Origin of the sequence: Mycobacterium sp. E2733 (genome assembly GCF_001667585.1) — a bacterium.
Classification (GTDB): domain Bacteria; phylum Actinomycetota; class Actinomycetes; order Mycobacteriales; family Mycobacteriaceae; genus Mycobacterium.
On the sequence record NZ_LZJZ01000078.1, the window covers coordinates 24,637 to 38,832 of the forward strand.

Sequence of the window (14,196 nt, forward strand, 5' to 3'; positions counted from 1 at the left end):
CGGTAGCAAAGCGCGGGCGGCACCGTCGTCGCTATGCCACACAATCAAGCCATGAAGAGGATCGCCGGGGCGCTGCTCTCGGGCGGCCTCGCGATCGCCGGATTGGGATTCGCCGCGGCGACCGCTCACGCGGACAACGGTTTCGGTCCGCACCATTGGTGCCCGGGGCAGCGACACGACCCGCCCACGGGGCCGGGTGACGTCGTCTGGGACTGGAACGTATGCCACACCTTCTACTTCACCAACTACGGGATGGGCAACGTCGTCACCTCGTACAGCGGCCAGATCGCCCCGGTTTGGGACGGGGACAACCCTCCGCCGGAAGCCATCACGCCCCGGCAATGTCCGCCGATCGCCTTCATGTGCCCGTGATGCCGAGCTGACTAGCCCAGGTACTCGGACTCCAGCACCAGGTCGGAAACCAGCGACTGGTATTCCAGGTGCGCCTTGTGCTCGACGGTGTTCCACTGCTTGCCCTGCTGCCGGCGCATGTACTCGCGGTACTTCGGCGCGCCCGGCACCCGGACGTTGTCGGCGACCACGATCGCGCCCGGACGCAGCCAACCGCGCGCCATGATGCTCTGCAGGTCGTCGAGGTAGGCGTCCTTGTCGTGGTCGAGAAACGCGAAGTCGAGGGCACCGGACGCGAACCCGTGCTCGTCGGCCAGGGCGTCCAGGGTGCGCCCGCCGTCACCGATGGTGCCGACGACACACGTCACCCGGTCGGCGACGCCGGCGTGGGCCCAGATGCGCCGGGCGTTGGCGGCGTTGGCCTCGGCGAGTTCGACGGAGTACACCGTGGCGTTCGGGGCGGCGCGGGCGATGCGCAACGCGCCGTATCCGACGTAGGTGCCCAACTCCAGCGCCACCGCCGGGTCGGCGCGGCGCACCGCGGCGTCGAGGAGTTGTCCCTTCTCGTCGCCGACGTTGATCAGCATCGACTTCTCGTAGGCGAACCTGTCGATGGTGGCCAGCACATCGTCGATGTCGCCTGACTTGGCGTTCCGCAGGACGTAGTCCACTGCGGCGGCTTCGCGTCCGTCGCCGATCTGACCCGTCGTGGTGATGTTGCGTGCCCCCGTCGCCATCCGCCAAACCGACCATCGCAGGAGGGGAATCCGTCGCTTGAGGTCCATGAAGGACCACGATAGGCCGCCTCGAGAGCTACTGCTGGTGCTGGTGGGACGCATGTGACTCATTGCAGGTTAGCGGCCATATTCGCTGGTGAAACGCCTTGCGCGTCGCCCGGCTTGTGCGCGTCAACCCGTTAGACTTTCGGTCGATGTTCACCTCCCGAACAGCCCCGCCATGACTGAGCAGCCGGACAGCGGCGTCGAGCTCGGTCTGACCGGGCGGCCGCCGCGGGCGATCCCGGAACCGCAGCCGCGCACCTCGCACGGCCCGGCCAAGGTCGTCGCGATGTGCAACCAGAAGGGCGGCGTCGGGAAGACCACGTCGACGATCAACCTGGGCGCCGCGCTGGCCGAATACGGCCGGCGGGTGCTGCTGGTGGACATGGACCCGCAGGGTGCGCTGTCCGCCGGGCTCGGCGTCCCGCACTACGAGCTGGAGAAGACCATCCACAACGTGCTGGTCGAACCGCGCGTGTCGATCGACGATGTGCTGCTGCAAACCCGGATCAGGTACCTGGACTTGGTGCCCAGCAACATCGACCTGTCCGCCGCCGAGATCCAGCTGGTCAACGAGGTGGGCCGCGAACAGACTCTGGGCCGGGCGTTGCATCCGGTGCTGGACCGCTACGACTACGTCCTGATCGACTGCCAGCCGTCGCTGGGTCTGCTCACCGTGAACGGTCTCGCCTGCTCGGACGGTGTGGTGATTCCCACCGAATGCGAGTTCTTCTCATTGCGCGGCCTTGCGCTGCTGACGGACACCGTCGACAAGGTGCGTGACCGGCTCAACCCGAAGCTGGAGATCAGCGGCATCCTGCTGACCCGGTATGACCCGCGCACGGTCAACTCGCGTGAGGTGATGGCCCGGGTGGTGGGGCGGTTCGGCGACCTGGTGTTCGACACCGTCATCACTCGGACCGTCCGATTCCCCGAGACCAGCGTGGCGGGCGAGCCCATCACCACCTGGGCTCCGCGTTCCACGGGCGCCGTCGCCTACCGCGCCCTGGCCCGCGAGTTCATCGACCGATTCGGCGCGTGACGGCCAGCGCGAACGGTGAGGCGCCACCCAAGAACGGTTTTCAAGTCCGCCTGACCAACTTCGAGGGGCCGTTCGATCTGCTGCTGCAGCTGATCTTCGCCCACCGCCTCGACGTCACCGAGGTGGCGCTGCACCAGGTCACCGATGACTTCATCGCCTACACCCGCGAGATCGGCTCCCAGCTCGATCTTGAGGAGACCACTGCGTTCCTGGTGGTCGCCGCGACCCTGCTCGACCTGAAGGCCGCCCGGCTGCTGCCCGCCGGCCAGATCGACGCCGAAGAGGACCTGGCGCTGCTCGAGGTGCGCGACCTGCTGTTCGCCCGGCTGCTGCAGTACCGCGCGTTCAAGCATGTCGCGGAGATGTTCGCCGAGCTGGAGGCCACGGCGTTGCGCAGCTACCCGCGCGCCGTGGCGCTGGAGGACCGATTCACCGAGCTGCTGCCGGAGGTGATGCTGGGCGTCGACGCCGAACGGTTCGCCCAGATCGCCGCCATCGCGTTCAGCCCGCGTCCCGCGCCCACGGTGGCCATCGGACACCTGCACGAGGTGCAGGTCTCGGTGCCCGAGCAGGCCAAGAAGTTGCTGGAGATCCTGGAGTCTCGCGGCAGCGGGCGCTGGGCGACGTTCTCCGAGCTGGTCGCGGACTGCGAGGCGCCGATGGAGGTCGTCGGACGCTTCCTGGCGCTGCTCGAGCTGTATCGGAGCCGGGCGGTAGCATTCGACCAGTCGGAGCCGCTTGGCGTGCTCCAGATTTCTTGGACCGGGGAACGTCCGGCCAGCGAAGCCTTGGTAGAAGTGCGGGACGAATAGGTGACTGACGACGACTTCGACGCGAGTATCCCGGAGATCGCCGAGGCGGCGCCCATGGACGCCGAGGAACTCGGGTCCGTGCTGGAGGCGCTGCTGCTGGTGGTCGACACCCCGGTCACCGCGGAGGCGCTGGGCTCGGCCACGCAGCAACCCGTCTACCGGGTCGCGGCCCGGCTGCAGCAGATGGCCGACGAACTCACCGAACGCGACAGCGGCATCGACTTGCGCCAGACCAGCGAGGGCTGGCGGATGTACACCCGCTCCCGGTTCGCGCCCTACGTGGAGAAGCTGCTGCTCGACGGCGCGCGGTCCAAGCTCACCCGGGCCGCGCTGGAAACCCTGGCCGTGGTGGCCTATCGCCAGCCGGTGACAAGAGCGCGGGTCAGCGCGGTCCGCGGCGTCAACGTGGACGCCGTCATGCGCACGCTGTTGGCGCGCGGCCTGATCACCGAGGCCGGGGTCGACGACGACACCGGCGCGACAACGTTCGCGACCACCGACCTGTTCCTGGAGCGGTTGGGCCTGACGTCGCTCGCCGACCTTCCCGACATCGCCCCGCTGCTGCCCGATGTGGACACCATCGAGGACCTGAGCGAATCCCTGGACAGTGAGCCGCGGTTCATCAAGCTCTCGGGCGGTCAGGCCCCCGAGCAGGCGACGACGTTCGACTTGGACCAGGATTGATGGTCGAGACCGAGGGGATCCGCCTGCAAAAGGTGTTGTCCCAAGCCGGAATTGCGTCGCGCCGAGCGGCCGAGAAGTTGATCATCGACGGCCGTGTCGAGGTCGACGGGCGGGTGGTGACCGAGTTGGGCACTCGGGTGAGCCCCGACACCTCGGTGATCCGCGTCGACGGCGCCAGGGTGGTCCTCGACGAGTCGCTGGTGTATTTGGCGCTGAACAAGCCGCGCGGGATGCACTCGACCATGTCAGACGATCGCGGCCGGCCGTGCATCGGCGACCTGGTGGAACGCCGGGTGCGCGGCAACAAGAACCTCTTTCACGTCGGGCGGTTGGATGCCGACACCGAGGGGCTGATCCTGCTGACCAACGACGGCGAGTTGGCGCACCGGTTGATGCATCCGTCCCATGAGGTGCCCAAGACGTACCTGGCGACGGTGGCCGGGTCGGTACCGCGCGGGCTGGGCAAAAAACTCAGGGCGGGAATCGAATTGGATGACGGCCCTGTGCGCGTCGACGACTTCGCGGTGGTGGACGCCATTCCGGGCAAGACGCTGGTGCGGGTGGTGTTGCACGAGGGGCGCAATCGCATCGTGCGCCGGCTGCTGGCCGCCGTCGGCTTCCCGGTGGAGGCGCTGGTGCGCACCGACATCGGACCCGTGTCGCTGGGCAAGCAGCGGCCGGGCAGCTTCCGGGCTTTGAATCATGGGGAGATCGGCCAGCTGTACAAGGCGGTCGGCCTGTGAGCGGAACGAGCGGAACGAACGCAGTGAGTGATGGGAGTGGAGCGAACCATCGGCCTGTGAATCCTGTGGTTGTGGCCATCGACGGGCCGGCTGGAACCGGAAAGTCCTCGGTGTCAAGGGGATTGGCGCGCGCGCTGGGTGCCCGGTATCTGGACACCGGGGCGATGTACCGGATGGTGACGCTGGCGGTGCTGCGCGCGGGCGTCGACCCGGCTGACGCCGAAGCCGTCGGGCGCATCGGGTCGACGGCGCAGCTGTCGGTGGACGGCGATCGCTACTTCCTTGCCGGAGAAGATGTTTCGGTTGAGATCCGCGGCGACGAGGTGACCCGCGCGGTGTCGGCGGTGTCATCGGTCCCGGCCGTGCGTGCCCGCCTCGTCGGGTTGCAGCGCGAGATGGCCGTGGGGCCCGGCAGCGTCGTGGTCGAGGGCCGCGACATCGGGACCGTTGTCCTGCCCGACGCGCCCGTGAAGATCTTCCTGACCGCGTCCGCCGAGACCCGCGCGCGGCGCCGCAACGACCAGAATGTCGCGGCCGGGCTGCCCGGCGACTACGACGCGGTGCTGGCCGATGTCCGGCGGCGCGATCATCTGGATTCCACCCGGGCGGTGTCGCCGCTGCGCGCCGCGTCGGACGCGGTGGTGGTCGACACCGGCGAGATGACCGAGGCGCAGGTGGTCGACCACCTGCTAAAGCTGGTCGAGCAGCGAAGCGGGGCGGTGCGGTGACGTCCGACGGCACCTGGACCGACGAAAGCGATTGGGACTCGGTCGAATCCGAACTCGAAGAGCTGGCCGAGGCTGGCCCCGCACCCGTCGTGGCGGTGGTCGGGCGGCCCAACGTCGGCAAGTCGACGTTGGTCAACCGGATCCTCGGCCGGCGCGAGGCGGTGGTGCAGGACATTCCCGGGGTGACCCGCGACCGGGTGTCCTACGACGCGCTCTGGACCGGCCGCCGGTTCGTCGTGCAGGACACCGGCGGGTGGGAGCCCGACGCCAAGGGCCTGCAACAGTTGGTGGCCGAACAGGCATCGGTGGCCATGCGCACCGCCGATGCCGTGATCCTGGTGGTCGACGCCACGGTCGGCGCCACCGCCGCCGACGAGGCGGCCGCCCGCATCCTGCTGCGCTCGGGAAAGCCGGTCTTCCTGGCCGCCAACAAGGTTGACAGCGAAAAGGGCGAAGCCGATGCGGCGGCGTTGTGGTCGTTGGGGCTTGGCGAGCCGCACGCCGTCAGCGCGATCCACGGTCGCGGCGTCGCCGACCTGCTCGACCAGGTGCTCGCCGCGCTGCCGGAGGTGTCCGAGGCGGCGCCCGCGCCGGGCGGCCCTCGACGCGTCGCGCTGGTCGGCAAACCCAACGTGGGGAAGAGCTCGCTGCTGAACAAGCTGGCCGGGGATGAGCGTTCGGTGGTGCACGATGTCGCCGGGACGACCGTGGATCCGGTGGACTCGCTGATCGAATTGGGCGGCAAGGTGTGGCGATTCGTCGACACCGCGGGCCTGCGACGCAAGGTCGGCCAGGCCAGCGGGCACGAGTTCTACGCCTCGGTGCGCACCCACTCGGCGATCGATTCGGCCGAGGTGGTGGTCGTGCTGATCGACGCCTCGCAACCGCTGACCGAACAGGATCAGCGGGTGCTGTCCATGGTCATCGAGGCCGGCCGGGCGCTGGTGCTGGCCTTCAACAAGTGGGACCTGGTGGACGAGGACCGGCGCGAGGTGCTGGAGCGCGAGATCGACCGCGAGCTGGTGCAGCTGCGGTGGGCGCAGCGGGTCAACATCTCCGCCCGGACGGGCCGCGCGGTGCAGAAGCTGGTGCCCGCGATGGAGACGGCCCTGGCGTCGTGGGATATGCGCATCCCGACGGGGCCGCTGAATGCGTGGCTCAAGGAGGTGGTCGCGGCGACGCCGCCGCCGGTGCGCGGGGGCAAGCAGCCGCGCATCCTGTTCGCCACCCAGGCCACCGCCCGCCCGCCGACGTTCGTGCTGTTCACCACGGGGTTCTTGGAGGCCGGTTACCGGCGCTTCCTGGAGCGGCGGCTGCGCGAGGCCTTTGGCTTCGAGGGCAGCCCGATCCGGATCAACGTGCGCGTGCGCGAAAAGCGGGGAACGAAGCGGCGGTGAGCTTTGGCTCTCCGGGCGGCTTTCCCGGGCCAATCGGTGATTCTCGAACTCGATAGCACCGGCGATATCAGTCGTGGCAATGTCCCGCGATACAGAATCTGAAAGCTACATCACAGGATCGTCCGTTGATTTGACCGGCGAATGCGCCGTATATTTCTCGTAACGCGGGTTGAAAAGACCGTATGGCGGGATTTAGAGGCATTGTGGACATGGCACAGGAAGCGCCCACCGCCGCGCGCTTCAGCGTCGAAGGCAAGTCGATCCTGATCACCGGTGCGACCGGTGCGTTGGGCAGCGTCGCGGCCCGGGCGCTGGCTGACGCCGGGGCCCGGCTGACCTTGGCCGGCGGCAATGCCGCGGGATTGGACGACCTCGGTATCGGCGACGCCGCGGTGGTCGCCCGCCGCCCCGACACCCCGGCCGACGCCAGGGCGATGGTGCAGGCGGCGGTCGATCGGCACGGCCGACTCGATGGCGTCCTGGTGGCCTCGGGCATGAACCACGTCGCACCCATCAGCGAGATGGCCGTCGAGGACTTCGACAACGTGATGGGCGCCAACGCGCGGGGCGCCTGGCTGGTCTGTCAGGCGGCCGGTCGGGTGCTGCTCGACCAGGGGGCCGGTGGCAGCGTCGTGCTGGTGTCGTCGGTGCGGGGCTCGCTCGGCCACCCCGCCGGCTACAGCGCCTACTGCCCGTCGAAGGGTGCCACCGACCTGTTGGCCAAAAGCTTGGCGGCCGAATGGGGCGCGGCGGGCATTCGGGTGAACGCGCTCGCCCCCACGGTTTTCCGTTCGGAGCTCACGGAGTGGATGTACGCCGACGACGAGAAGGGCCGCGCCACCCGCGAAGCCATGTTCGCCCGAATCCCGTTGCGCCGCTTCGCCGAACCGGAGGACTTCGTCGGCGCGCTGATCTACCTGCTGAGTGACGCGTCGAGTTTCTACACCGGCCAGGTGATGTATCTGGACGGGGGATACACGTCGTGCTGAGAGGATCTGACATGGGTATCGATTGGCCGCTAGGTGAAGCCGAATCGAAGCTGGAGTTCTACGACCTGTCCCACCCTTGGGGCCACGGGGTTCCGGCCTGGCCGTACTTCGAGGACGTCAAGATCGAGCGCCTGCACAACATGGCCAGAAGCCGCGTGCTCACCCAAAAGATCACCACCGTAATGCATTCCGGCACCCACATCGACGCCCCCGCGCACGTCGTGGAGGGCACGCCATTCCTGCACGAGATCCCGCTGAGCGCCTTCTTCGGCACCGGAGTAGTGGTGTCGATCCCCAAGGGCAAGTGGGGAGTGGTCACCGCCGACGACCTGGAGCAGGCGACGCCGAAGATCCGGCCCGGCGACATCGTCGTCGTCAACACCGGCTGGCACCACAAATACGCCGACAGCGCCGAGTACTACGCCTACTCCCCGGGCTTCTATCAGGAGGCCGGCGAGTGGTTCGCGGCCAAGGGCGTCAAGGCCGTCGGCACCGACACCCAGGCACTGGACCACCCGTTGGCCACGTCGATCGGCCCGCACGGCCCCGCCGAACAGGCGGGCGGTCTATTGCCCTGGGCGGTAAAGGAATACGAGGAGGAAACCGGCCGCCACGTGCTCGACGACTTCCCGGAGTGGGAACCGTGCCACCGCGCGATCCTGTCCAACGGCGTCTACGGCTTCGAGAACGTCGGCGGCGACCTGGACCAGGTCACCGGTAAGCGCGTCACGTTCGCGGCGTTCCCCTGGCGCTGGGTGGGCGGCGACGGCTGCATCGTGCGACTGGTGGCGATCGTCGACCCTACCGGGAGTTACCGCATCGAGACGGGGGAGGCGGTGTGAGTGCCGACGGCGCCGGGATTCAGGTCATCGCCCGCGCGGCGGAAATGCTGCGGCTGCTGCAGGCCCACCCGGGCGGACTGAGCCAGGCCGAGATCGGCGACCGGCTGGGCATGGCGCGCTCCACGGTCAGCCGGATCCTCAACGCGCTGGAAGTCGAAGGCCTGGTGGCCGCGCGCGCCGGCCGCGGCGGGTACCGGCTGGGGCCGGAGATCGCACGTATGGCCGCTACCGTGCGCCTCGGCGTCGTGATGGATGTGCACCCGTTCATGGAGGAACTGTCGCGGGAGCTGGGGGAGACGGTCGACCTGTCGATACTGGACGGGGGCCGCGCGACCTTCGTCGACCAGGTGGTCTCGCTGCACCGGTTGCGAGCGATCAGCGCGGTGGGCGAGTCGTTTCCCTTGCACTGCTGCGCCAACGGCAAGGCGCTGCTGGCCGGCCTCCCGCCCGCGCAGCAGCCGACCCGACTGGCCCCGCTCACCCCGAACACCATCACCAGCCCCGCGGCGCTGCGAAAGGAGCTCGAGCGGGTGCGCGCCGAGGGCGTCGCCTATGACCGCGAGGAACAGACCGAGGGCGTCTGCGCGGTGGGCGCGGTGCTCAAGGGCGTGACCGGGCATGCGGTGGCGGTCAGCGTGCCCGTGCCGGCCCAGCGGTTCTACGGCCGCGAGGCCGAACTCGCCCAGGCCCTGCTGAACTGGGTCGACGAGGTGGCCGCCGCGTTGGGGAAGGTCGATTAGAGGAGTGGCGGGTCGTCTGCGGTAGGCTTTCGACCTGCTGCCGCTGATCGAGGCGGCACCGGGCTGTGGCGCAGTTTGGTAGCGCACTTGACTGGGGGTCAAGTGGTCGCAGGTTCAAATCCTGTCAGCCCGACGACAGGTCAGAGGCACTTTCAGAGAGTTCGGAAGTGCCTCTTTGCATTGCGTACCGCCTTTGCATACCGCCTTCAAAGTCCGAGCGCATCGCCGAGTCCCTTCACCGCGGCCCGCGCGGCGTCATCGCTGGTGTGCCCGTACAGATCGCCTGTGATGTTGATCGACGCATGTCCGAGCAAGTCGGCCGCGGCTTTGATGTGGACGCCGGACTCCAACCAGCCGACGGCCGCCGAGTGGCGCAGCGTGTGCGCGCCGACGTTCTCGATCCCAGCCTTGCCCGCTGCAATCTCGACGGTGCGCAGTAGGTTGCGCGGGTCGAGCCACCCGCCGCCCTCGGTGGCGAACACGGCGCCCGTTTCGACCCATTGGTCGCCGGCGTGCAGGCGCTCGGCGATCTGCGTCTTGCGGTGCTTCTTCAAGTCGGCGATGAGCCCGGTCGTCAACGGGATGCGCCGGCGCGAACGATCAGGCTTCGGCGCCGTCCACGCCAACGCGCCAGAGACGCGCACGACGACGCCGGCCACGGTCAACTCACCCTTAGTCAGGTCGACGTCAGCCCAGCGCAGGCCGGCGACTTCGCCGCGGCGCATTCCGGTTGCCGCGAGGACCAGCACCGCTAGCCGGTACCGAAGCCCGTCCAGATGGCTCAGGAGTCGCCGCACTAATTCGGTGGACAGATAGCGCGCTTCTTTCGGCGTGACAGCGGGACGCTTCACCTTCGCCGTCGGATTGGCCGCCAGCAGTCCGTCGCGGACAGCGATATCGAGCGCGGCCCGCAGCACCGTGTACACCTGTCGAACGGTGCTGTCGGATAACTCCTTGCCGCGCAGACGCATTACGAGCGATTCGATGTGGGTTGGCCGAATCTGGTCGAGCCTCAGCGCGACAAGTTTGGCGTCGCCTTCCAAGTGCTTGCGACACAGATTCGCATAAAGCTCCTGAGCGGTTGCTTTGCGAGACGACGCTGGCAGCGCCGTCGTGCGCCAGGACTCCAACCACGACCCGACGGTCTGCTTGTCGTCGCGCGGGGGAGCGCCCTCAGCGATCCGCTTGCGCGCGTCGTTTAGCTTGCCGCGCGCCTCAGCGCGGGTCTTCCCGTACACGCTGAGCCGTTTCCGCTCCCCGTCCGGTGTGGTGTACCGGGTGGATGCTTCCCAAAGCCCATTCGGCCGCTGCCGGTAGGAGCCCTCGCCATCAGCCCGCCTAGTCGCCATGAACCGCCCTTCCAGAGGTCAAGCGGTCGCACCAGCAGGGTAGCCGGAGGATGCGCGCATGTCGTCACGGACGCGCACGGAATTAGCAAGTACAGTCGCGGCTACCTGAGGTCGGAACCGATTCCGGCACTTGGTGGGTAACGTGCGAGGCACCAGGCAACTCCGCTTGTCAGAGAAGTAAGCCCTTGTGTAAGACGTAGGCCCAGCGGGCTCCATGCGGTTGGGGCGTGATTCGTCATGCTCACCGCAAAGGAACACCCAAATGGCTACCAAAACCACCGCGCAGCGCAAGTTATGCAAAAACAGCGACGTCTGCGAGCAACTCAGCGTCGGCCGCACCACCGTCTACCAGTTGATCGACGACGGCACGCTGCGTCGCGTCAAAGTTGGTGCGCGAGCACTCATTGCGCAAGCTGACGTCGATGCGTTCGTCGCCGGCCTGCTCGACGGCGATGTCGCCTCATGATCTACGAACGAAGAAGCCGCCGACCCGGGCAGGATTCGGCGGCCTCAAAGCCCCTGGTGATGGACTGCCACCAGCATAGCGGCCTGGCCGTAGTGAAGCGGCGTCGCGCGGCCGCGCGTCGGCTAATGCCGCTCGACTGCGGATGCCCCGACCCCTGGCCCTGCCGATGCTCTTTACCACCGCTATCCGACAAGATGATCGACGCCGGCCGCGATGCCGCGCTGCACATCCTCGAGTCCGGCCGAGTGCCGCTGCTCGAAATTGAAGTGCTGCAAACACTTTGGCGCCGCGGCGGACCAGACCGCGTGCTCGCCGAGCAGCTGCACGCTGCCTGCGACGGGGAGGTCGCATGATGATCGCAGACCGCCCGGCCGACATTCTCGCCGCCTACAGCAGCGCGTTCGACGGCGATCCCGGCCCGCCGAATCCTGACGAGCCGCCAAACCGCAACGGCAACCGCGTCGGTCCGCCGGTGCTGGCCGACGCGCTCCTCAACAGATCGGCGCTGCGGGCGCTGCCTGATCCAGAACCGTTGATCGGCAACGTCCTCGACCAAGGCACGACCGCACTGCTATTCGGCCGACATGGCTCGCTCAACACGTTCATCGCGCTCGACTGGGCAGCTTCCGTCGCAACGGGCCGGCGCTGGCAAGGCCGGACCACCAAGCGCAGCCGTGTGCTCTATGTCGCCGGCGAAGGCGCGTTCGGCTTCAAGCGACGCATCGACGCGTGGGAATCGGCGTGGCAGGAAGAGATTGGTGATAGCGCGTTCGACGTCTTGCCCAAGCCGGTCAACCTCACTCGGCCTATCGAAGTCGCCAACCTCGCGGCCCTCATCGGGTGGAACGGCTACGGCCTGGTCGTGCTCGACACTCTCGCGCGCTGCATGGTCGGCACCGACGAGAACTCAGCCAAGGACTGCGGCATCGTCGTCGACGCGATGACACGGCTGCTCGACTGCACGCCCGGCGGCAGGGGTGTGGTCCTCGGAGTGCATCACGCCGGCAAGGACGGCAAGACCTTTCGTGGATCGTCGGCGTTTGAGGCTGGCGCGGACACCGTCTACAAGACGACGCGCGACGGCGCGGTTGTCGAACTGAACCGCGAGAAGCGAAAAGACGGTCCCGAATACGACCGGCATGAGGTCAAGCTCGACCCTGTTGCCGGCACCGAAAGCGGCACGATATCTGTCCACCGAGGGGGTGGACAAACCGAGCGCTCAGACAAGCTCCTATCCATCTTTGTCCAGCACTTCGCGTCCATCGGCGCGACCAAGGCTGAACTACGCGCAGCGGCCGACATGTCGAACGCCACTTTCCACCGCGCGCTGTCTGACCTGCTGCAAGCCGGTGCATTGATCAACCACGGCACCGAGAAGCGTCCTTTCTACAAGGAGCCCGCTGAATGAGGTCTGTCCACTTGTCCACCGGCTGTCCACCGAATCCGTCCACTTTGTCCACCCAGCCGGGGTCTTTAGACCCGGCTGAGGGTGGACAAGACGACGCCGACCTGCTGGCCGCAGACGGAACCCGGCTATGAGCGTCCGCGCTGCGCTGGTCTGCCACCGCAACCCCCCGAGCAGCATTGAGTGGACCTACTGGGACTCCATCGGGCAAGCGCATCTGGCCGAATCCGAACTCACTCCGTGCGGCCCGCTGTGCATCGGTGTGCACAGCGTCGTGCGTGTCGACATAGAGGTAGGCAGATGAGCTACGCAGAATCGGGTGCTATCACGTTCTCGGCGGCGGAAGCCGTGCTGCTACACCATGCCGTCCGAGATTTCTGGGTCCGCCATACGCTCGGCGGCAGGCCACCTTTGCCTGCTGGGTTCGACGCTGTACTCGCCCAACTCGCTCGTTTCGTAAGCGAAACCAAAACTTGTGCTTCCCAGCCACACTCGCCACCATCGGCAGCAGAGGAAGTCATCGACACGACCTCCGCAGCCGCGCTCCTGCACTGCTCGCCGCAGTGGGTCCGGCGCATCCGAGTTCAACTCGACGGGCACAACGTCGGCGGTCGATGGCTCTTCCCGCGGCAGGCCGTCGTCGAATACAACGAACGAAAGGCAATACAGCGCAAGTGAACCCAATCGATTACCTACGGCTGGGAGTCGAGCAGTACCTTCGAGAGCTGCCCGACGACGAATTCAGCGGTCTCATTCAGCGGGTGCGCCCACTCGACGACAAGCCGGCGGGTGACGACCGAGCGTCGTTCGCGCGCAACCTGTTCAGCGGCCGCACTTAACATGACAGGCGCGTTGCCCAGTATGACCATCGTCGAACGCTGCATGGCGAATGTCGACCACGCCGCCGTCAAGCGCGCCGAGCAGGACCGAGCTGCGCAAGCCACCGCGGAACGCATCAAATTCCTTTACTCCCGCCTTTTCAGAAGGGTCGTCCCTAACCGAGTTGTGGCGGCTCTCCACACCGAGAACGCGGCGCGCGAGCTACTACAGTCCGCCGACAGCAACCTCGTGCAAGTCGAAATCTTGCGCGTAGCTGTCGACAACCGATGGGCTTCTGTGGTCGAAGCCTTCATCAAAGTCTGGGACGGCGAGCACCCAATCGCGCTCACCGTCCAAGAACTCTGGAACCTCTCCACCGGCCGCGCCTCGGCCTAACCCACCCAGAAAGGAAACCCACGCAATGTCTCTGGCACAGCTCGAATCCCAGATCGACGATCTGCGCAAGCAGGCCGCGAACATTCAGAGCCGATGGGCCCGCACCACCGACCTGCTCGACGCCGACAACACCCTCACCGACACGGGGAAGCGGGCCAAACTCGACAGCGAGCACGCACAGGTGAGCGCCAAACTCAGCGACCTCCGCAAGAAGGAGAAGGAGCTCATCACCGCCAAGCGGCAGTCACTAGAGAAGTCGCTGTTCGGGCTTTCCAGCGTCACGAGCAGCGATCCCGGCCAGATCATCGCCTATCGCGACGCGCAAGACCGCGCAGCGCGACTCACCCAAGCCGACGAAGCGGGCGACGCATTCGCGGCAGCAATTCGTTCCGACGACAAGACCCTCGCCGCCGCAATACTTGGGCGAGCACTTGAAGCCGGTTGGAGCAGCATCGTCGCCGAATTCGTCAAGCAAAACCCGAGCGCCAAAGAGCAACTCGACGACCTCGCCAAGATTCAGGACTACGACTCGTTCGGCGCGAACCTGTCCTACGCCAGCCTGAGCCCGTCATTCCGCGGCGGCTGGTAGCCCCTGAACGACCTCGCGGCCGGCGCTGGCGACCGCGTTGTCGGTGCTTGCCGCGCCGCTGCTGG

Annotated in this window: 20 protein-coding genes and 1 tRNA gene; 19 read left to right on the top strand and 2 right to left on the bottom strand. The window is 67.2% G+C overall.

The genetic code is table 11. The features are described 5' to 3' along the window. Positions 1-51 precede the first annotated feature (51 nt). Entirely contained in the window at positions 52-372 is a 321-nt protein-coding gene (locus A5678_RS13050) for a hypothetical protein (protein ID WP_156746902.1), read from the top strand. Between the two features lie 11 nt (positions 373-383). On the opposite strand, the gene A5678_RS13055 is transcribed toward A5678_RS13050, so the two are convergent. Next, positions 384-1,136 (bottom strand): O-methyltransferase, encoded by a 753-nt coding sequence (locus A5678_RS13055; protein ID WP_068042921.1) that lies wholly within the window; start codon positions 1,134-1,136, stop codon positions 384-386. Positions 1,137-1,308: 172 nt separating this feature from the next. On the opposite strand from A5678_RS13055, the gene A5678_RS13060 reads away from it, so the two are divergent. From A5678_RS13060 to A5678_RS13105, 10 genes are all read left to right on the top strand, one after another. Next, entirely contained in the window at positions 1,309-2,172 is an 864-nt protein-coding gene (locus A5678_RS13060) for a ParA family protein (RefSeq protein ID WP_068042926.1), read from the top strand. After that, a complete protein-coding gene (locus A5678_RS13065; protein ID WP_068042928.1) occupies positions 2,169-2,984 on the top strand; it encodes a segregation/condensation protein A in 816 nt (271 codons plus the stop codon). Before A5678_RS13060 ends, A5678_RS13065 begins: the two co-directional genes overlap by 4 nt. Before the next feature lie 54 nt (positions 2,985-3,038). Continuing rightward, positions 3,039-3,668 (top strand): SMC-Scp complex subunit ScpB, encoded by a 630-nt coding sequence (gene scpB / locus A5678_RS13070; protein ID WP_231983657.1) that lies wholly within the window; start codon positions 3,039-3,041, stop codon positions 3,666-3,668. Further along, positions 3,668-4,411, top strand: coding sequence for a pseudouridine synthase (locus A5678_RS13075; protein ID WP_068042931.1), 744 nt, complete (start codon positions 3,668-3,670; stop codon positions 4,409-4,411). Before scpB ends, A5678_RS13075 begins: the two co-directional genes overlap by 1 nt. Positions 4,412-4,467: 56 nt before the next feature. Next, the gene (gene cmk / locus A5678_RS13080; RefSeq protein ID WP_082945546.1) at positions 4,468-5,139 is read left to right on the top strand and encodes a (d)CMP kinase; all 672 of its coding nucleotides are present in this window, start codon (positions 4,468-4,470) and stop codon (positions 5,137-5,139) included. Then, positions 5,136-6,536: a ribosome biogenesis GTPase Der gene (gene der, locus A5678_RS13085; protein ID WP_068042935.1), complete on the top strand. Its 1,401-nt coding sequence runs from the start codon at positions 5,136-5,138 to the stop codon at positions 6,534-6,536. The genes cmk and der overlap by 4 nt, the downstream gene beginning before the upstream one ends. A 182-nt stretch (positions 6,537-6,718) precedes the next feature. Continuing rightward, positions 6,719-7,525, top strand: coding sequence for an SDR family NAD(P)-dependent oxidoreductase (locus A5678_RS13090; protein WP_068042937.1), 807 nt, complete (start codon positions 6,719-6,721; stop codon positions 7,523-7,525). Between the two features lie 11 nt (positions 7,526-7,536). Further along, on the top strand, positions 7,537-8,367 hold the full coding sequence (locus A5678_RS13095; RefSeq protein ID WP_068042939.1) for a cyclase family protein: 831 nt from the start codon (positions 7,537-7,539) through the stop codon (positions 8,365-8,367). Next, positions 8,364-9,107: an IclR family transcriptional regulator gene (locus tag A5678_RS13100; protein ID WP_068042941.1), complete on the top strand. Its 744-nt coding sequence runs from the start codon at positions 8,364-8,366 to the stop codon at positions 9,105-9,107. The genes A5678_RS13095 and A5678_RS13100 overlap by 4 nt, the downstream gene beginning before the upstream one ends. A 59-nt stretch (positions 9,108-9,166) precedes the next feature. Beyond that, positions 9,167-9,240 (top strand) — tRNA-Pro (locus A5678_RS13105). Between the two features lie 73 nt (positions 9,241-9,313). Here the strand turns inward: A5678_RS13105 and A5678_RS13110 are convergent. Continuing rightward, complete coding sequence (locus tag A5678_RS13110; protein ID WP_068042943.1) at positions 9,314-10,456, bottom strand: site-specific integrase; 1,143 nt, start codon at positions 10,454-10,456, stop codon at positions 9,314-9,316. A 262-nt stretch (positions 10,457-10,718) separates the two neighbouring features. Here A5678_RS13110 and A5678_RS13115 point away from each other — a divergent pair, with 262 nt between their 5' ends. The 8 genes from A5678_RS13115 to A5678_RS13130 all read left to right on the top strand — a co-directional run bounded on the left by A5678_RS13115 (position 10,719) and on the right by A5678_RS13130 (position 14,131). Further along, complete coding sequence (locus A5678_RS13115) at positions 10,719-10,922, top strand: excisionase family DNA-binding protein (protein ID WP_156746903.1); 204 nt, start codon at positions 10,719-10,721, stop codon at positions 10,920-10,922. 194 nt (positions 10,923-11,116) lie between these two features. Next, complete coding sequence (locus tag A5678_RS26515; protein WP_231983656.1) at positions 11,117-11,275, top strand: hypothetical protein; 159 nt, start codon at positions 11,117-11,119, stop codon at positions 11,273-11,275. After that, positions 11,272-12,330, top strand: a complete 1,059-nt coding sequence (locus A5678_RS13120) for an AAA family ATPase (protein WP_068042946.1) — start codon at positions 11,272-11,274, stop codon at positions 12,328-12,330. Before A5678_RS26515 ends, A5678_RS13120 begins: the two co-directional genes overlap by 4 nt. 127 nt (positions 12,331-12,457) lie before the next feature. After that, positions 12,458-12,631 (top strand): hypothetical protein, encoded by a 174-nt coding sequence (locus A5678_RS27115; protein ID WP_156746904.1) that lies wholly within the window; start codon positions 12,458-12,460, stop codon positions 12,629-12,631. Further along, positions 12,628-13,005, top strand: coding sequence for a helix-turn-helix domain-containing protein (locus A5678_RS27120; protein WP_156746905.1), 378 nt, complete (start codon positions 12,628-12,630; stop codon positions 13,003-13,005). Before A5678_RS27115 ends, A5678_RS27120 begins: the two co-directional genes overlap by 4 nt. Next, on the top strand, positions 13,002-13,166 hold the full coding sequence (locus A5678_RS27125; protein ID WP_156746906.1) for a hypothetical protein: 165 nt from the start codon (positions 13,002-13,004) through the stop codon (positions 13,164-13,166). Before A5678_RS27120 ends, A5678_RS27125 begins: the two co-directional genes overlap by 4 nt. Before the next feature lie 22 nt (positions 13,167-13,188). Then, positions 13,189-13,542, top strand: a complete 354-nt coding sequence (locus A5678_RS13125) for a hypothetical protein (RefSeq protein ID WP_156746907.1) — start codon at positions 13,189-13,191, stop codon at positions 13,540-13,542. A 25-nt stretch (positions 13,543-13,567) separates the two neighbouring features. Continuing rightward, the gene (locus A5678_RS13130) at positions 13,568-14,131 is read left to right on the top strand and encodes a hypothetical protein (RefSeq protein ID WP_068042950.1); all 564 of its coding nucleotides are present in this window, start codon (positions 13,568-13,570) and stop codon (positions 14,129-14,131) included. The last annotated feature ends 65 nt before the right edge of the window (positions 14,132-14,196 follow it).